The sequence below is a fragment of the Streptomyces sannanensis genome, from assembly GCF_039536205.1.
GTDB classification, from domain to species: domain Bacteria; phylum Actinomycetota; class Actinomycetes; order Streptomycetales; family Streptomycetaceae; genus Streptomyces; species Streptomyces sannanensis.
The window spans coordinates 7,030,164-7,046,836 of the sequence record NZ_BAAAYL010000001.1 but is presented as its reverse complement, the minus strand read 5'-3'; the positions used below and the strand labels follow the sequence as shown (position 1 = coordinate 7,046,836).

At 69.4% G+C, this 16,673-nt stretch carries 14 protein-coding genes and 3 pseudogenes; 10 read left to right on the top strand and 7 right to left on the bottom strand.

Annotated features, from left to right (window positions below):
* Positions 1-20: 20 nt before the first annotated feature.
* The 7 genes and pseudogenes from tnpA to ABD858_RS32800 form a co-directional block, all read left to right on the top strand.
* A pseudogene (tnpA, locus tag ABD858_RS32825) lies at positions 21-402 on the top strand (IS200/IS605 family transposase); the annotation flags it as partial.
* A gap of 531 nt (positions 403-933) precedes the next feature.
* A pseudogene (locus ABD858_RS32820) lies at positions 934-1,242 on the top strand (transposase domain-containing protein); the annotation flags it as partial.
* Between the two features lie 109 nt (positions 1,243-1,351).
* Positions 1,352-1,648, top strand: a complete 297-nt coding sequence (locus tag ABD858_RS37000) for a transposase (protein ID WP_425586130.1) — start codon at positions 1,352-1,354, stop codon at positions 1,646-1,648.
* Positions 1,564-1,860, top strand: a complete 297-nt coding sequence (locus ABD858_RS32815) for a transposase (protein ID WP_425586131.1) — start codon at positions 1,564-1,566, stop codon at positions 1,858-1,860. Before ABD858_RS37000 ends, ABD858_RS32815 begins: the two co-directional genes overlap by 85 nt.
* 272 nt (positions 1,861-2,132) lie before the next feature.
* On the top strand, positions 2,133-2,327 hold the full coding sequence (locus ABD858_RS32810) for a hypothetical protein (protein ID WP_345034007.1): 195 nt from the start codon (positions 2,133-2,135) through the stop codon (positions 2,325-2,327).
* Positions 2,328-2,329: 2 nt separating this feature from the next.
* Entirely contained in the window at positions 2,330-3,640 is a 1,311-nt protein-coding gene (locus ABD858_RS32805; RefSeq protein WP_345044201.1) for an MFS transporter, read from the top strand.
* Between the two features lie 58 nt (positions 3,641-3,698).
* Positions 3,699-4,712, top strand: coding sequence for a TolB family protein (locus tag ABD858_RS32800; RefSeq protein ID WP_345044204.1), 1,014 nt, complete (start codon positions 3,699-3,701; stop codon positions 4,710-4,712).
* On the opposite strand, the pseudogene ABD858_RS36995 reads toward ABD858_RS32800, so the two are convergent.
* Positions 4,703-4,792 (bottom strand): annotated as a pseudogene (locus ABD858_RS36995) (transposase); the annotation flags it as partial. The gene ABD858_RS32800 and the pseudogene ABD858_RS36995 sit on opposite strands and share 10 nt — an antisense overlap.
* A gap of 111 nt (positions 4,793-4,903) precedes the next feature.
* Here ABD858_RS36995 and ABD858_RS32795 point away from each other — a divergent pair.
* Positions 4,904-5,041, top strand: a complete 138-nt coding sequence (locus tag ABD858_RS32795) for a hypothetical protein (protein ID WP_425586132.1) — start codon at positions 4,904-4,906, stop codon at positions 5,039-5,041.
* Between the two features lie 10 nt (positions 5,042-5,051).
* Positions 5,052-7,436: an excinuclease ABC subunit UvrA gene (gene uvrA / locus ABD858_RS32790; RefSeq protein WP_345034010.1), complete on the top strand. Its 2,385-nt coding sequence runs from the start codon at positions 5,052-5,054 to the stop codon at positions 7,434-7,436.
* A 443-nt stretch (positions 7,437-7,879) separates the two neighbouring features.
* Here the strand turns inward: uvrA and ABD858_RS32785 are convergent, their stop codons facing one another.
* Genes ABD858_RS32785 through ABD858_RS32775 form a run of 3 tightly spaced genes read right to left on the bottom strand, consistent with a single transcriptional unit; the run spans position 7,880 to position 11,242 of the window.
* Positions 7,880-8,626, bottom strand: coding sequence for a succinate dehydrogenase/fumarate reductase iron-sulfur subunit (locus ABD858_RS32785; RefSeq protein ID WP_345034012.1), 747 nt, complete (start codon positions 8,624-8,626; stop codon positions 7,880-7,882).
* On the bottom strand, positions 8,623-10,572 hold the full coding sequence (locus tag ABD858_RS32780) for a fumarate reductase/succinate dehydrogenase flavoprotein subunit (protein ID WP_345034014.1): 1,950 nt from the start codon (positions 10,570-10,572) through the stop codon (positions 8,623-8,625). Before ABD858_RS32780 ends, ABD858_RS32785 begins: the two co-directional genes overlap by 4 nt.
* Before the next feature lies 1 nt (position 10,573).
* Entirely contained in the window at positions 10,574-11,242 is a 669-nt protein-coding gene (locus ABD858_RS32775; protein WP_345034015.1) for a succinate dehydrogenase cytochrome b subunit, read from the bottom strand.
* Positions 11,243-11,362: 120 nt separating this feature from the next.
* On the opposite strand from ABD858_RS32775, the gene ABD858_RS32770 reads away from it, so the two are divergent.
* Positions 11,363-12,475 (top strand): LysR family transcriptional regulator, encoded by a 1,113-nt coding sequence (locus tag ABD858_RS32770; protein WP_345034017.1) that lies wholly within the window; start codon positions 11,363-11,365, stop codon positions 12,473-12,475.
* Here ABD858_RS32770 and ABD858_RS32765 read toward each other — a convergent pair.
* From ABD858_RS32765 to ABD858_RS32755, 3 genes are all read right to left on the bottom strand, one after another.
* Complete coding sequence (locus ABD858_RS32765; protein ID WP_345034019.1) at positions 12,370-14,595, bottom strand: putative bifunctional diguanylate cyclase/phosphodiesterase; 2,226 nt, start codon at positions 14,593-14,595, stop codon at positions 12,370-12,372. The genes ABD858_RS32770 and ABD858_RS32765 overlap by 106 nt on opposite strands.
* Positions 14,592-15,404, bottom strand: coding sequence for an SAM-dependent methyltransferase (locus ABD858_RS32760; RefSeq protein WP_345034021.1), 813 nt, complete (start codon positions 15,402-15,404; stop codon positions 14,592-14,594). The genes ABD858_RS32765 and ABD858_RS32760 overlap by 4 nt, the downstream gene beginning before the upstream one ends.
* Before the next feature lie 210 nt (positions 15,405-15,614).
* Entirely contained in the window at positions 15,615-16,565 is a 951-nt protein-coding gene (locus ABD858_RS32755; RefSeq protein WP_345034023.1) for an SCO0930 family lipoprotein, read from the bottom strand.
* Positions 16,566-16,673 lie beyond the last annotated feature (108 nt).

Below are 16,673 nucleotides of genomic sequence, written 5' to 3'. Positions count from 1 at the left end.
TCACGCTACACAGTTGGCTGATGGGTATCGATGAGAACATTCATACAGGCCGTCACTGTATCTTTCGGCTTCACGTCCATTTGGTTTTCATGACCGAGTACCGGCACTTTCGTCTTCGCCGACCGGCACCTGACACGGTGCGAGGAGATCAGGCGGAGCGTGTGCAAGGATTTCGAGGCCGAGCTGGTCGAGTTCAACGACGAGGCCCACCACATCCACCTGCTCGTGAACTTCCCGCCGGAGGTTGCCGTTTCCAGGCCGGTGAACTCCCTCAAGGGCGTCTCCTCACGCAGGCCCCGCCAGGAGTTCCCCAACCTCATCCGCCACTACCGGCGGGCACAGCGCCTGTGGTCCGGGTCCTACTTCGCCAGGTCCGTCGACGGCGCGCCCCTCAGCATCGTGATACATCGAGCAGCAGAACCGGCCGCTCCGACCCGGGCTGAGGCCAACAGTGCAGACCCGTGTACACAGCTGGGGTCAGAGCAGTTCTCAGATTCGCTTCACCACCGGGCTGAAGCCCGGTGCACTGCGAATAAACCCGGTAGCCGACCAGACCACAGCGCCACGGACACGCCGGCCTCCGCGCGCTGCATGCTCCTGGCCCACCATGAGCGACAGTTTCACCATGTCCCGCCCCCTCCTGTGCCGTTCCGTCAGCTCCGGGCGGGAAATCCCTGGCCTTCCCGCCCACTGCTCAACTCCATCCGCCCGCAACAGCACCCGATGCTGGCAGACCCCGGCGATCCTCGGTCCCGCCTGTGCGCCCGCCCGCATACGAAGGTGTCCGCGTGGCTGGAGGGCCGGGGCGGGCGCCCGGAAGCGCACTGCCACCGCGAGATGCTCGACCAATGCCGCGAAGTTAAACGCTCGGCGGCGATGTCAAGGGTGGGCGAGATGTGGAAGGGGCCTCTGCTATCCAGGGGATCGACCAAGATCTTCCTGAGAGAGGCCCATGGCCCAGTTTGTCACGGGAGGAATGACGTGTTCGCGCCTGATCATATCGGTGAGTTAACGCAGGTCATCCCGCCCGAGTTGGTGGATGCGGTATTGGACGAGAGCGGGCCTCGCGAGCGACGGCTTCGGAGCCTCCCCTCTCGCGTTGGGGTGTACTTCGTGCTCGCGCTCGGACTGTTCGAGCATCTGGGGACCGGACTGGTGTGGGGCAAACTCGCAGCCGGACTAGGCGCCCGGGTGCCGCAGCCCTCGGAGAAGGCACTTCGCGATCTGCGTCGGCGGGTCGGGGCTACTGGGCCCGCAACGGCCGACTCATCCGCACCGCGCCGAACACCTACAAGCTCGCCCTCCCTGACGCCTTGACGCCACCACCGAATCCTTAACTTCGCGGCATTGGATGCTCAACGCCGTGCGCTACCTGATCGACAACGGAGCGAAGTGGCGCAACCTTCCGGCGGACTACCCGTACTGTCGGGCGGTGTACGACTTCTTCCGCCGCTGGCGCCGACACGGATACGTGCGCGAGCTCTACCAGCGCCTGCGCCGCCTGCAGCGCACTCGCCAAGGGGGCGGGAGGAGCCGAGCGCGGGGGTCATCGACGCGCAGTCCGTGGACGGCCCGGAAACCTGCCCGGCCTCAACACGCGGCTATGACGGCGGCAAGATGCGCGACGGGCGCAAGCGCCACATCCTGACCAACAGCGGCGGCCTGCTGCTGGAGGTCACCGTCACGGCGGGCAACGTGCACGACTCCCAGGCCCCGGTGCGTGGAGCGTGTTCCCCGTGGATGGAGGAGCCGGAGGACTTCGTTTCCGTCCCGGCCTCGTGTCGCGGCACCGTACGCGCGCATCCACGTTACGAAGACCAGCCACCCGGGATCAGCCCAGCATTGCGCCGGGTCAGGTGACGGTAAGGCCTCTCATCAGCGGTCAGACGGTGCTCCGGGGCACGGTGACACCACCCCCCAGGTCATGCCTTCGACAGGGGGCAACAACCATGCCTGGCCCGGAGGCCAGGAGCCCCGTTTCAGGGCCACGAAAAAGGTAACTGGGCGCGCAACCTCAGGGACGCCAACCGGACCGAAGCATTGCGGTTCAGTTCACCCTACGTCTTCTTGACCAGGGCATATGCCTCTATAAATTTGGCGAGCCACTGCCCACCGCACATCAGGAGTAATCCATGCCCAGCTGGAGTCCGCCCCGGCGCGGCTTCACCGTCTTGTTGACCGCCGTCGACTGGGCCACCATTTCCGCCGACCCGTGGGCCGGACTCGGGGGCCCCGACCAGGCGGTCGGCGCGGTGCTGGTGGGCACGTCGAAGCCCGCCGTCCAGGCCGCGCCCGCGTCCGGCATACCCGCCATCTGGGCCGGGTGACCATGTACGTCAGTGAGAGCCGCGGCAGCACTCCCGCAGCGACCACGCCGACCGCCCGGGGCCTTTTCCCCGGGCGGTCGGCTGTGCCGACGACTGTGCTCGTGCTCGGCACGGTCAGTCTCGTCACCGACATCTCGTCGGAGATGGTCACCGCCGTCCTACCGCTGTACCTGGTCGCCGGACTGGGCCTTTCCCCGCTCGGTTTCGGTCTGCTCGACGGGGTCTACAACGGATTCAGCGCGCTCGTCCGGCTGGTCGGCGGGCACCTTGCCGACCGCGGCGGCCGCCACAAAACGGTCGCCGCCCTCGGGTACGGCCTGTCCGCGATCTCCAAGCCGCTGCTGCTGGCCGCGCACACGCTGCCGCTGATCGGCGCGGTGCTGGCGATGGACCGCACCGGCAAGGGTCTGCGCACCGCGCCCCGCGACGCGCTGATCTCACTGTCCTCGCCGCCGGAGACCCGCGGCCGGGCGTTCGGCGTGCACCGGGCGATGGACACCACCGGTGCCCTGCTCGGGCCGCTGGTCGCGTTCCTGATTCTTCGTCAGGCACCCGAGGGCTACAACGTGGTGTTCACGGTCAGCTTCTGCGTGGCGGCCCTGGCCGTGATCGTGCTGCTGTTGTTCGTGCCCTCGCGCGCCCCGGAGCTGGGCGCCACGCCGGCGTCCGCCGCGGAACGCCCGTCGCTGCGCGCCGCCGTCGCCCTGCTCGGCCGCCGCGAGCTGCGCCGCCTGATGCTGTGCGCGGTGGTGCTGAGCCTGGCCACGGTCAGCGACTCGTTCATCTACCTGCTGCTGCAGCGGCAGCTCGGGGTGCCCGACCGCTGGATCGCGCTGCTGCCGCTGGGCACGGCCGTGGCGTTCCTTCTGCTGGCGGTGCCGCTGGGCCGGTGGGCGGACCGGGTAGGCCGCTGGCGGGTATTCATCGGCGGCCACCTCGCGCTGCTCGCGGCGTACGGGCTGCTGCTCACACATGTGCAGTCCGGGTGGCTGCCGTACGCGGTCCTCGCGTTGCACGGCGCCTTCTACGCCGCCACTGACGGTGTGCTCATGGCCGCCGCGGCCGGTTCCGTACCGGCCGTCCTGCGGTCCAGCGGCCTCGCCCTGGTGCAGACCGGCCAGGCCGCGGCACGCTTCGTCGGCTCGATCGCCTTCGGCGCGGCCTGGACGGCGTGGGGCGACCGTTCCGCGCTCATCGGTGCGGCGCTCGCGCTCGCGCTGAGCCTGGTGTTGTCGATACGACTGCGCCCGGCGGCCGAGCATTCAGCGGCCGAAGGTTCGGCAGAGGAAAAGGGAGTGACGGGCAGTGACTGACCAGGAGACGAGGCACCGGATGACCAAGGCGCCCCGAACGGCCCCGGCGGCCGACGCGATGACCAACCGCAACAAGCTGCTGGTGCTCCTCGCCAGCGTCCTGGTCCTCGCGAGCGTGGCCGGGGTGGTCGGGTGGTCATACCAGGCGGACCGCAAGGACCATGTCCAGGCAGGCAAGCCCGCGGCCGGCGCCGGCACGGTGTCGCTCGCGCCCGGCGGCCCCCCTCGGATCGTCTTCCGCTCGCTGGAGTATGGGCCGCACCGCGACGAGTTGAGCAGCGTCCCGGCGGACGCGCCCGACGGACCGCGCACCTACTCCGGAGTGAAGTGCATGCGCTTCTACGCGGCCGCTGGCACCGGGATCTGCCTGCAGTCTGAGATGGGAGCGTACAGCGAAACCTACACTGCGCTCGTCCTGGACTCGAGCCTGCAGGAGACCCGGCGGATACCTCTGGCCGGAATTCCCAACCGGGCCCGGGTTTCGCCCAGCGGGCACATGGCCGCCTGGACGGTCTTCGTCGGGGGTGACGGTTACGCACAAAAGACCTTCTCCACCCGCACGTCGATCCTCGACACCCGCACGGGCGCCCTCCAGCCCAGCCTGGAGGAATACGCCGTCACCAAGGATGGGAAGCCTTTTCACCCCGCCGACGCCAACTTCTGGGGCGTCACGTTCATCGACGACGAGCACTTCTACGCCACGCTCGGCTCCGGCGGCAAGACGTACCTGATCCACGGCGACGTCACCACCAAGACGGCCACCACGCTCCGCACCAACCTCGAGTGTCCCTCACTGTCCCCCGACGGAACGAAGATCGCCTTCAAGAAGCGCGTCCCAGGCCTGCCCGAGAACCTCCCCTGGCGGCTGTACGTCCTGGACCTCAAAACGATGCAAGAGCACCCGGTCGCGGAAACCCGCAGCCTCGACGACCAGGTGGCCTGGTCGGACGACAACAACCTGGTCTACTCGCTCCCCGACTACGACGCCCATCTCTACACCGTCCCGGCCGATGGCTCGGGCGCTCCTCGGGTCCTGGCGCGCGAGGCCCTGTCGCCGGCCTGGGTCCGCTGATTTTGGGTCTCGTTGGGGAAGTGGCCACAGGCCTGGGCGGCTCGCCGGCAGCGGGCGTTCAGGCTCTCGATCGCGTTGGTCCTGAACGTTCCTCCCCGCCGAGCTTCCGCTCGGCCGCGACGGTAAAGGAAGGCGAGCACTACGAGGCCGCGCTGCGCGGTCACATCCAGGGCACGGAGGAGCAGGTCGTCGTGGAGCCGGCGAGCCTGATCGGCGAGAGCGGGGCCGACGTGGTGCTGGTCACCACCAGTACGTACGACCGTGAGGCGCTGCTGGACTCCTTCCGGCGGCCGGCCCGCGTGGCGGGCCTGGCCGGCCCGGCCTCGTAGAATCGAGCGAATGCACAGCCCCCACGACCCCTATGTACGTGTCCGCGGCGCCCGTGAGCACAATCTGCGCGGCGTCGACGTGGACATCCCGCGTGACGCGCTCACCATCTTCACCGGGGTCTCCGGGTCCGGGAAGTCCTCCCTCGCCTTCGGAACGATCTACGCGGAGGCACAGCGCCGCTACTTCGAGTCCGTCGCCCCGTACGCCCGCCGGCTGATCCACCAGGTGGGCGCCCCGAAGGTCGGCGAGATCACCGGGCTGCCGCCCGCGGTCTCACTGGAGCAGCGCCGTTCCACGCCCACCTCGCGCTCCTCGGTCGGCACGGTCACCACGCTCTCCAATTCGCTGCGCATGCTCTTCTCCCGGGCGGGCGACTACCCCGAGGGCGCCGAGCGGCTGGACTCCGACGCCTTCTCGCCGAACACGGCGGCCGGCGCCTGCCCCGAGTGCCACGGTCTCGGCCGGACCCACCGCACCAGCGAGGAGCTCCTCGTCCCCGACCCGTCCCTGTCGATCCGCGAGGGGGCGATCGCGGCCTGGCCCGGAGCCTGGCAGGGCAAGAACCTGCGGGACGTACTGGAAGCGCTCGGCCACGACATCGACCGGCCCTGGCGCGAACTGGACGAGAAGGACCGCGACTGGATCCTCTTCACCGAGGAGCAGCCGGTGGTCACCGTGCACCCGGTCCGGGACGCGGACCGCATCCAGCGCCCCTACCAGGGCACCTACATAAGCGCGCACCGCTATGTCATGCGCACCTTCTCGGACAGCAAAAGCAACACCCTGCGGGCACGCGCAGAGCGCTTCCTCACCAGCGTGGAGTGCCCGGCCTGCCACGGCAGCAGGCTGCGGCCCGAGGCCCTGGCCGTCACCTTCGCGGGCCGTACGATCGCCGAGCTGGCGGCGCTGCCACTGGACCGGCTGGCCGAGGTGCTCGACAGGACCGGCGGTGACGAGGCCGCGCGGGTCCTGACGGCCGATCTGCTGACCCGTATCGCCACCGTCACCGAACTCGGGCTCGGCTACCTCAGCCTGGACCGCACCGCGCCCACCCTCTCCTCCGGGGAGCTGCAGCGGCTCCGGCTGGCGACGCAGCTGCGCTCCGGTCTCTTCGGTGTCGTGTACGTGCTGGACGAGCCGTCCGCGGGACTGCACCCGGCCGACACCGAGGCGCTGCTCGCGGTGCTGGACCGGCTGAAGGCGGCGGGCAACTCGGTGTTCGTGGTGGAGCACCATCTGGACGTGATGCGGCACGCGGACTGGCTGGTCGACGTGGGCCCGCGGGCGGGTGAGCACGGCGGCCGGGTGCTGCACAGCGGTCCGCCGGCCGAGCTCGCGGAGGTCGCGGAGTCGGCGACCCGCCGCTTCCTCTTCGGCCACGAGCCAGGGCCGGCCCGGCCGGTGCGGGCCCCCTCCGGGTGGCTCGCACTCACCGGTGTCACCCGCAACAACCTGCGCGGTCTGGACGCCGCATTCCCCCTCGGGGTGTTCACCGCGGTGACGGGTGTCTCCGGTTCCGGAAAGTCCACCCTGGTCGGGCAGGTGCTCGCCGGTGTCCTGACCGAACGCCTCGGCGCGGACGGCGTCAGCTCGGTCACCGGTACCGGTGCTGTGAAACGCCTTGTCCAGGTGGACCAGAAGCCCATCGGTCGTACGCCGCGGTCCAATCTCGCGACGTACACCGGACTCTTCGACGTCGTACGCAAGATCTTCACCGGCACCGCGGAGGCCAGGGCCCGCGGCTACAAGGCGGGCCGGTTCTCCTTCAACGTCCCCGGCGGGCGCTGCGAGACCTGCCAGGGCGAGGGCTTCGTCTCCGTCGAGCTGCTGTTCCTGCCCAGTACGTACGCCGCGTGCCCGGACTGCGAGGGTGCCCGCTACAACCAGGAGACCCTCGAGGTGCGCCACGAGGGCCTGAACATCGCGGAGGTCCTGGACCTGACGGTCGAGGCGGCCGCGGACTTCTTCGCGGGCACCCCGGCGGCCGTACGCAGCCTGAGCGCGCTCCAGGACGTCGGGCTCGGCTATCTGCGGCTCGGGCAGCCGGCCACGGAACTGTCGGGCGGCGAGGCCCAACGGATCAAGCTGGCCACCGAGCTGCAGCGCACCCGCCGCGGCCACACCGTCTATCTTCTCGACGAGCCGACCACCGGGCTGCATCCCGCCGACGTCGAGGTCCTGATGCGCCAGCTGCACAGCCTGGTCGACGCGGGCCACTCGGTGGTGGTCGTCGAGCACGACATGGACGTGGTCGCGGGCGCGGACTGGGTGATCGACCTGGGCCCGGGAGGCGGCGACGCGGGCGGCCGCATAGTGGCGGCCGGCACACCGGCCGAGGTCGCCCGCGCGGAGGGCAGCCGTACGGCGCGCTACCTTGCGGCGGCGCTCGGTTGATATCCCCAAGCCCCCGGACCGCCCTTCTGGCGGTGTCCTCAAGTGCCGGAGAGGCTTGTTTGGGCGCGGCCCGGTGGGCACCTCCCAGCGCGGTGGCTGGAGGCGGAACGGCTGTCCACCCCGCGGCGTGTGAAGGGGGCCGTGCAGGGGGTGCCGTCCGGGCCGTAAAACGTGATGTGTGACGCGCGAACATGCCCGTTGATCAATACGGATCACGAGATCGCGCGGCGTAAATCATGCCCGGCCCGGACGGTATCCCCGGAGCGGCACCCGATAACCGGCAGCAACCCACGAGCCCGTCCGGCGCTTGAGGACGGACACACCGGCCACCCGGACGGAGGGCGTCACGACCAAAGCCCGTCCGGCGCTTGAGGACGGACACACCGGCCACCCGGACGGAGCACGGCAAGCACGTGCCCGGCCGGTGCGGGCCGAAGGCCCGCCTAGCGCTTGACCTTCCGCGCCGCCCGCAACCACTCCTTGTTCATCGCCGCGATGGATGGCAACGGAATGCCCTTCGGGCAGGCCGTGGCGCATTCGCCGGTGAGGGTGCAGCCGCCGAAGCCCTCCTCGTCCATCTGGGCCACCAAGTCCAGGACCCGGCTCTCGCGCTCGGGCGAGCCCTGGGGCAGGACGTTGAGATGGTTCACCTTGGCCGAGGTGAAGAGCATCGCGGAGCCGTTGGGGCAGGCCGCCACACACGCGCCGCAGCCGATGCACTCGGCGTGCTCGAAGGCGTAGTCGGCGTCGGCCTTGGGCACCGGGGTGGCGTGTGCCTCGGGGGCCGAGCCGGTCGGGGCGGTGATGTAGCCGCCGGCCTGGATGATCCGGTCGAAGGCCGAGCGGTCGACGACCAGGTCCTTGACGACCGGGAAGGCGGAGGCGCGCCACGGCTCGACGTCGATGGTGTCGCCGTCCTTGAAGCTGCGCATGTGGAGCTGGCAGGTGGTGGTGCGCTCCGGACCGTGCGCGTCGCCGTTGATGACCAGGCTGCAGGCTCCGCAGATGCCTTCGCGGCAGTCGTGGTCGAAGGCGACGGGGTCCTCGCCGCGCAGGATGAGTTCCTCGTTGAGGGTGTCGAGCATCTCCAGGAAGGACATGTCGGAGGAGATGCCGTCGACCTGGTAGGTGACCATAGCGCCGGGGGCGTCGGCGTTCTTCTGACGCCAGACGCGGAGGTTGAGCCTCATGCGTAGCTCCGCTGGGTGGGGTGGACGTACTCGAAGACCAGGTCTTCCTTGTGCAGGACGGGGGCCTCGCCGGTCCCGTCGAACTCCCAGGCCGCGGCGTAGGAGAACTCCTCGTCCCTGCGGGCGGCTTCGCCGTCCGGGGTCTGGGACTCCTCACGGAAATGGCCACCGCAGGATTCCGTACGGTGGAGCGCGTCGAGGCACATCAGCTCGGCGAGCTCCAGGTAGTCGACGATGCGGTTGGCCTTCTCCAGGGACTGGTTGAACTCCACACCACTGCCGGGGACCTTGATACGGCGCCAGAACTCCTCGCGGATCTCGGGGATCCGGGCGAGCGCCTTGCGCAGTCCGGCGTCGGTGCGGGCCATACCGCAGTACTCCCACATCACTTCGCCGAGTTCGCGGTGGAAGGAGTCAGGGGTGCGGTCGCCGTCGACGGACAGCAGCAGGTTCAGCCGGTCCTCCGTCTCGGCCAGCACCGCTTGGACGTCGGGGTGTTCGTCCGTGACCTCGCCCTGGTGCGGGTTGCGCGCGAGGTAGTCGTTGATGGTGGACGGAAGCACGAAGTAGCCGTCGGCCAGGCCCTGCATCAGTGCCGAGGCGCCGAGCCGGTTGGCGCCGTGGTCGGAGAAGTTGGCCTCGCCGATGGCGAAGAGGCCGGGGACGGTGGTCTGCAGGTCGTAGTCGACCCACAGTCCGCCCATCGTGTAGTGCACGGCGGGGTAGATCCGCATCGGCACCTCGTACGGGTTCTCCGCGGTGATCCGCTCGTACATGTCGAAGAGGTTGCCGTACTTCTCCGCGACCTTGTCCTTGCCCATGCGCAGAATCGCGTCGGCGAAGTCGAGGTACACGCCCTGGCCGCCCGGGCCGACGCCGCGGCCCTCGTCGCAGACGTTCTTGGCGGCGCGGGAGGCGATGTCACGGGGCACGAGGTTGCCGAAGGAGGGGTAGATGCGCTCCAGGTAGTAGTCGCGCTCGTCCTCGGGGATCTCGTTCGGCGGACGGTTGTCGCCCTGCGCCTTGGGCACCCAGATACGGCCGTCGTTGCGCAGCGACTCGCTCATCAGCGTCAGCTTCGACTGGTGGTCGCCGGTGCGCGGGATGCAGGTGGGGTGGATCTGGGTGAAGCAGGGGTTGCCGAAGTACGCGCCGCGCCGGTGGGCGCGCCATACGGCGGTCGCGTTGGAGTTCATGGCGTTCGTCGACAGGTAGAAGACATTGCCGTAGCCGCCGCTCGCCAGCACCACCGCGTCCGCGAAGTAGGTGGAGATCTTTCCGGTGATCAGGTCGCGGGCGACGATGCCGCGGGCCTTGCCGTCGACGACGATCAGGTCGAGCATCTCGGTGCGCGGGTGCATCTCGACATTGCCGGCCGCGATCTGCCGGGACAGCGCCTGGTAGGCGCCGAGCAGCAGCTGCTGGCCTGTCTGGCCCCGGGCGTAGAAGGTGCGGGAGACCTGGACGCCGCCGAAGGAGCGGGTGTCGAGCAGTCCGCCGTACTCGCGGGCGAAGGGCACGCCCTGCGCCACGCACTGGTCGATGATCTCGACGGAGATCTGTGCGAGGCGGTGGACGTTGGACTCGCGGGCGCGGAAGTCGCCGCCCTTGACGGTGTCGTAGAAGAGGCGGTGGATGGAGTCGCCGTCGTTGCGGTAGTTCTTGGCCGCGTTGATGCCGCCTTGGGCGGCGATGGAGTGGGCGCGGCGCGGGGAGTCCTGGTAGCAGAACTGGACGACGTGGTAGCCCTGTTCGGCGAGGGTGGCGCCGGCGGCGCCACCGGCCAGGCCCGTACCGACGACGATGACGGTGTGCTTGCGCCGGTTGGCGGGGTTGACCAGCTTGGCCTCGAAGCGGCGGCGGTCCCAGCGCTCGGCGATCGGGCCGGAGGGGGCCTTGGTGTCGGCGATCGGTTCGCCGGTCGTGTAGTGCGTGTAGTCGGTCATGTCAGCTCACGACTCCGGTCATGACGGCGACGGGTACGGAAATGAATCCGGCGGTCAGGACCAGCGCCAGGAGGTTGGCGATGCCTTTGAGGATCCTGTCCCGGGTGGCGTTGCCCACGCCGAGGGTCTGGGCGGCGCTCCAGAAGCCGTGCCGGATGTGCAGGCCGACGGCGAGCATCGCCACGATGTAGATGACGTTGCCGTACCAGGTGGAGAAGGTCGCGACGACGTTCTCGTACGGATGCCCCTCCTGGGCGTTCTCGTTCACCGTGAGCGTGGTCAGGTCGAGAATGTGCCAGACGATGAAGAGAGCGACGATGATCCCGCCCCAGCGCATGGTGCGGGTCGCGTAGCTCGCCCGCGGCCGCTTGTGGACGTACTTGGCGGGACGTGCCTTGATGTCGCGCCGGCTGAGCTGGTACGCGGAGACGCCATGCAGGACGACGGAGGTGAGCAGTACGACGCGGACGATCCACAGCCCCCAGTGGCTGTGCAGGAACGGCTCGCCCATGTGGCGCAGCCATCGCCCGTACGCGTTGAACTCCTCGGCCCCGAAGAAGATCTTGAGGTTGCCCAGCATGTGGGCGCACAGGTAGCCGATCATGATCAGGCCGGTCACGGCCATGACCGTCTTCTTGCCGACGGAGGAGTCCCAGAGCGTGCGCGTCATGGACGGCCGTCGGTCCGTCCGTGTTGCCAATGCCATGGACACAGACGCTAGGCGCGGTACCCCCGAGAGGTCCAAGACATGGTCCGGCTCATATCGATAGGATCGGCCTATCGTGGTGGTATGCAGTTCCAGCAGCTTCTCTACTTCGTGGCGGTCGCCGAGACCCGGCACTTCACCCGGGCCGCCGAACGGGTGCACGTCTCCCAGCCTTCGCTGTCCCAGCAGATCCGTGCGCTGGAGAAGGAACTGGGCGCCGAGCTGTTCAGCAGGGCTCGCGGCAATATCGCCCTCACCGACGCCGGCGAGGCGCTGCTGCCGCTCGCCCGGCGCATCCTCGCCGACGCCGACACCGCGCGCCTCGAGGTGCAGGAACTGGTCCAGCTGCGGCGGGGCCGGGTACGGCTCGGCGCGACGCCCAGCCTGTGCACCGGGCTGCTGCCCGATGTCCTGCGCGCCTTCCACGATCTGCATCCGGGCATCCGGCTGCTGATCCAGGAGAGCGGCTCGCACGACCTGGTGCGCGAGCTGGCGCGCGGTGATCTGGACCTCGCCCTGGTGGTGCTGCCGCTGCCCACCCCCTCCCCCGCGCTGACGACGGTGGAGCTGCTGCGCGAGGACCTGGTGGTCGTGTCCTCGGCCGCCGCCCCCGCCCCCGGCAACGGACGCACTGTGAAGATCTCCGATCTGCGCGAGGAGCCGCTGGTGATGTTCCGGCACGGCTACGACCTGCGCGAACTGACCGTCGGCGCCTGCCGGGCGGAAGGCTTCGAACCGTCGTTCACCGTCGAGGGCGGTGAGATGGACGCGGTGCTGGGCTTCGTACGCGCCGGGCTCGGCATCGCCGTCGTGCCCAGCATGGTGGCCGCCCGGGCGATGGGGGTGCCCCCCGCTCATGGAGGTCCCCCCGCTCATGGAGGTCCCCCCGCGCATGGGGGTCCCCCCGCTCGAGCGAAGCCGAGAGTGGGGGAGAAGCCGAGAGTGGGGGAGAAGCCGAGAGCTCGGGGGAGCGATCTGCGGGTCACCCCGCTGGCACCGCCGGGGCTGCGCCGTACGATCGCGCTCGCGCATCGCAGCGACGTCGCCCCGCCGCGCGCCGCCCGGGAACTGCAGCGGGTGCTGCTGGCCTCTCAGCCCGTGGTGTCCGCCAACGACAGGGCCGCCCGCGCTTGTCCGGGGGACGACGACCCCAGGACCCCCGCCAGCACTCGTTCCGGCGGGCCCGGGCGCGCATAGTACCAGCCCTGAGCGGTGTCGCAGCCGAGTTCGCGCAACTGCTCTGCCTGGACGCCGGTTTCCACTCCCTCCACGGTCACCGCGAGGTCCAGGCTATGGGCGAGCGAGACGATCCCCTCGACGATCTTCACGTCGACCGGGTCCGGCGGAGACTGCTGCATACCGAGGGTGAAGGCGCGGTCCAGCTTGAGCACGCTCACCGGCATCCGGCGCAGATTGGCCAGGTTGGAGTAGCCGGTGCCGAAGTCGTCGAGGGCGATGTCGACCCCCATCTCGGCGAGCTGGCGCAGTGGTTTGAGGAGGTCGTCGTCGGCGCCGATGAGCGCGGACTCGGTCACCTCCAGGCACAGCGCCCCCGGTTCCAGGCCGGCCCGCTCCAGGACCTCCGCCGTGTCGGCGACCAGGCCCGGGTGATGCAACTGGGTGGGCGAGAGGTTCACATTGATGCGCAGCGGACCGCCGTCCGCCCGGTCACCGTGCTTCTCCTGCCAGGCCGTTGCCTGCCGTACGGACTCCTCCAGCACCCAACGGCCGAGCGGCACGATCAGCCCGGTGTGCTCGGCGAGCGGGATGAAGCGGTCGGGGCCGAGCACCCCGTGCTGAGGGTGGCTCCAGCGCACCAGTGCCTCCGCGCCGTGCACGCTGCCGTCGCCGAGGTCCACCAGCGGCTGGTACTCGATGAAGAACTCCCCGCGCTCCAGTGCGGCGGGCAGCGCGTTGGTCAGCCCGTGCCGGGTGATCGCGCGGGCGTCCGCCTCCGCGTCCGCCGTCTCGAAGCGGTTGCCGCCCGCGGACTTGGCCCGGTACATGGTGATGTCGGCGCTGCGCAGCACCTCGGCGGGGCTGCGCTCGCCCGCGGTCCCTTCGACGACGCCGATGCTGCCGCGGACGGTCAGCTCGCGGCCCTCCAGCCGGATGGGCACCGACAGCGCGGACAGGATCCGCATGGCGAGGTCGTCCGGCTCCCGGCCGGTGCCGGGCCTGGTGGTCAGTGCGACGAACTCGTCGCCACCGAGCCGGGCCACCATTTCGCCGGGCCCGGTCGCACAGCTCTGCAGCCGGTCGGCGACCTCGACCAGCAGCCGGTCGCCCGCCGAGTGGCCGAGGCTGTCGTTGACGGCCTTGAAGCCGTCGAGATCGAGATAGCACAGGCCGAAGCGGCTTCCCTTGTCCGAGGCGAGCGCCTTCTCCAGCCGCTCGAAGAACAGCGTCCGGTTGGGCAGCCCGGTCAGCGCGTCATGTGTGGCCTCGTAGCGCAGCCTGAGGTTGAGCAGCCTGCGCTCGGTGGTGTCCTCGACCAGTCCCAGTTGGTACTGCGGTCTGCCTTCCGCGTCACGCAGCAGCGAGACCGTCAGATTGGTCCACAGGACGGTGCCGTCGCCGCGGTAGTACGGCTTCTCTACCCGGTAGTGCTCGCGTTCGCCGCACACCAGTTCCTCGTAGAGCCGCCACACGTGGGGAGAGTCCTCGGGGTGCACCCATTCGGGGACCTTACGGCTGCGTACCTGGCGCTCCAGCCCGGGACCGAACATCCGTAGGAGAGTCTCGTTGACCTCCAGCACATTGCCGTCGAGATCGGCGATGCCGATACCGACCGCCGCACCGTCGAAGACGGCGCGGAACCGGGTCTCGGTGGTGTGCAGCGCCTCCTCCGCGGCACTGCGCGCCATGAGCGCCGAACGGGCGATCGCCTCCTGCTCCGCCAGGGTGCGCTCGCGCAGCGCCTGGGCGAAGCCGGCCGCGAGCGCGTGCTGCAGCCTCGAGCACCGGGCTCTGGCTTCCTCGGCCGGGAGCTCCTGACCCGTGTCGCAGTAGAGGACCAAATAGGATTCGACGACCCCGAGCGTGCCGCTGAGCGCCTCCGGGTCCGTGCAGTGGGCCTCGATCAGCGCGGCCCCGACCCGCTGCGCGGGCGCGGGGTCGAAGGGCCTGCGGTGCAGCGCCTCGCTGAGGATACGGGCGAGCGGCAGGAGGTGGTGTTCGAACTCGGGCCGGGTCATGGACGTGGCCGTCGCCGGGAAGATGGCGCGGCTCCAGATCGTCGCGAAACGTCTGACTCTGTCCTCGGGACCGTCCGGGTCCGCGCCGGGGGGACCCGGCGACTGAGGTGGCTTGCTCACGCCTTGCGTCCCACTCCCGCGAACCCCGAGAAGGCATAGGGGTCCTCCTGGGCGACCGGGGTATCCGGCCGCCACTCGGGCATCATGACCAACCCGGGTTCGACCATCTCGTACCCCTCGAAGAACTTCGCGATCTCGTCGGCGGAGCGCATGATCAGCGGATTGCGGATGTTCTTGTAGACGCCGACCGCGCCGCCCGCCTGCTCCTGGGGAAGCGGAATGCCCTCGTACGCGGCGTGGGTGAGGATCAGCAGGCTGCCGTTCGGCAGTGCGTCCCTCAGTTCGGCCACCGCCGCGTAGGGGTCGTCCTCGTCCTCGATGAAGTGCAGTACGGCGACCAGCAGCAGTGCCACGGGCCGGTCGAAGTCGAGAAGCCGGGCTGCCTCGGGGCTGTCCAGGATCTCCCGCGGCTTGCGCAGATCGGCGGGTGCGACGCCGGTCCTGTCATTGCCCTCCAGCACGGCCCGACTGTGGGCGACGGCGACCGGGTCGTGGTCGACATACAGCACATGAGCCTCGGGGCAGGCAGCCTGGGCCACCTCGTGGACATTGCCGAAGGTGGGGATTCCGGAACCGATGTCCAGGAACTGGGTGATGCCCTCGTCGACGGCGAAGCGCACGGCGCGGCGCATGAACGCCCGGTTCGCCTGCATGATTTTGGGAAGTCCCGGTATGAACTCCATGGCCTTGCGGGCCGCTTCGCGGTCCACCTCGAAGTTGTGCGAGCCGCCCAGGTAGTAGTCGTAGATCCGGGACACACTCGGCACCGATATGTCGATGCCCTGCGGGGCCCAGGCGGGTCGCTCCATCGATGTCTCCAACCAATAGCCTCGGGGTGGTTGAGCCATGTCCGTGATCCCGTGCATGGCCCGTGCTCGAGCCGAGGCTACTGATCGTCGGCCAATGGGGCGAGTCCAAACGGAGATTGGCGGTCCGTTCTCGGTCACACACCACCGGCACACACCACCGGCCCACCGTCTCACCCATGGGCGAAACGGTGGGCCGTGGTGCTGTTCTGTTTACTTCGGCGCCCCGACGAGTGAGCCCTCGGGAGACACCGCGTACCAGAGCCCTTTGACGCCCTGCCCATGGGTGTCACCGGGCTTGGTGTCACCGGAGAAGGTGTACACCGGCCAGCAGTTGACGGTCTGCTGCTTGATGCCGTCCGGGCGGTCGAACACGACGAAACCCTTCTTGATGACGCCTTCCGTGTCGTTCGTGTCGACCGGGGCGACCACGGGCCACTTCTCCAGGCATGCTCCGGTGCACGCCGTCTTCATCGGCCAGGCCGAGTCCTTCTTGAACCGGTAGACCGTCATACCGCGCCCGTCCACCAGGATCCGGCCGAGATCGGGGTCGTCACGTACGGACATTCCGGGCAGGTTCCCGGCCTGAGCCGAGGCCTTCCTCCCGTCGGGAGCGGCTGCGAACCAGACACCTCCGACACCTTGCCCATTGGCGTCACCCGGCTTTGTGTCCTTGGCGAACCGGTACATCGGCCGGCCGGCGACGGTCAGTTGACGGGTACCGTCGGGACGGGTCACCTCACCTATGAGCGAGGCGTCGGTGCCGGGCGCGGCCGTGACATCGCCCGCGGGCACGACAGGCCATTTCTTCGCACAGTCGCCTTCGCAATTCGACTTCGGCGGCTTCGCGGTGTCCTTGTCGAAGCGGTAGAGGGTGAAGCCGGCACTGTCCGTGAGGACCTTGCCGAGCTCGCCGCCGTCCCGGACCCCCAGTTGCCCGGCGGGCTTCGCGGCCTGTTCCGCGGACCCGCCGGCGGAGGCATCCCCGTAGCCGCCGGACTGCGCCGAGCCGGCGTTCCCGACCGCCTGGCTGTCGGCGGGCCCGCTGCCCTTCTCCTGCCCGCACGCCGTCGTCAGCGCCAGTACCGCCACCGCCGTCAGCGCGAGCGAGGCACTCCGCCAGGCCCGGGGGTTCGCGGGCTTGTCCCCGGATGAGCACAGCATGTCGACTCCTGTCGTCCGTCCCTTCATGACCCTGGGTACGAGCGGCGAGCCCGGGTGTGTTCAACGCTTCCGAAGAATTCTTCCGGCGCCCGCACACCCTGTCGGACG

Excerpts from the sequence above, each read along its gene's own strand:
- ABD858_RS32755 (WP_345034023.1), bottom strand. The coding sequence starts at position 16,565 with ATGCTGTGCTCATCCGGGGACAAGCCCGCGAACCCCCGGGCCTGGCGG.
- ABD858_RS32810 (WP_345034007.1), top strand. The coding sequence starts at position 2,133 with ATGCCCAGCTGGAGTCCGCCCCGGCGCGGCTTCACCGTCTTGTTGACC.
- ABD858_RS37000 (WP_425586130.1), top strand. The coding sequence starts at position 1,352 with ATGCTCAACGCCGTGCGCTACCTGATCGACAACGGAGCGAAGTGGCGC.
- ABD858_RS32800 (WP_345044204.1), top strand. The coding sequence starts at position 3,699 with ATGACCAACCGCAACAAGCTGCTGGTGCTCCTCGCCAGCGTCCTGGTC.
- ABD858_RS32775 (WP_345034015.1), bottom strand. The coding sequence starts at position 11,242 with ATGACGCGCACGCTCTGGGACTCCTCCGTCGGCAAGAAGACGGTCATG.
- ABD858_RS32785 (WP_345034012.1), bottom strand. The coding sequence starts at position 8,626 with ATGAGGCTCAACCTCCGCGTCTGGCGTCAGAAGAACGCCGACGCCCCC.
- uvrA (WP_345034010.1), top strand. The coding sequence starts at position 5,052 with ATGCACAGCCCCCACGACCCCTATGTACGTGTCCGCGGCGCCCGTGAG.
- ABD858_RS32760 (WP_345034021.1), bottom strand. The coding sequence starts at position 15,404 with ATGGAGCGACCCGCCTGGGCCCCGCAGGGCATCGACATATCGGTGCCG.
- ABD858_RS32770 (WP_345034017.1), top strand. The coding sequence starts at position 11,363 with ATGCAGTTCCAGCAGCTTCTCTACTTCGTGGCGGTCGCCGAGACCCGG.
- ABD858_RS32780 (WP_345034014.1), bottom strand. The coding sequence starts at position 10,572 with ATGACCGACTACACGCACTACACGACCGGCGAACCGATCGCCGACACC.
- ABD858_RS32805 (WP_345044201.1), top strand. The coding sequence starts at position 2,330 with ATGTACGTCAGTGAGAGCCGCGGCAGCACTCCCGCAGCGACCACGCCG.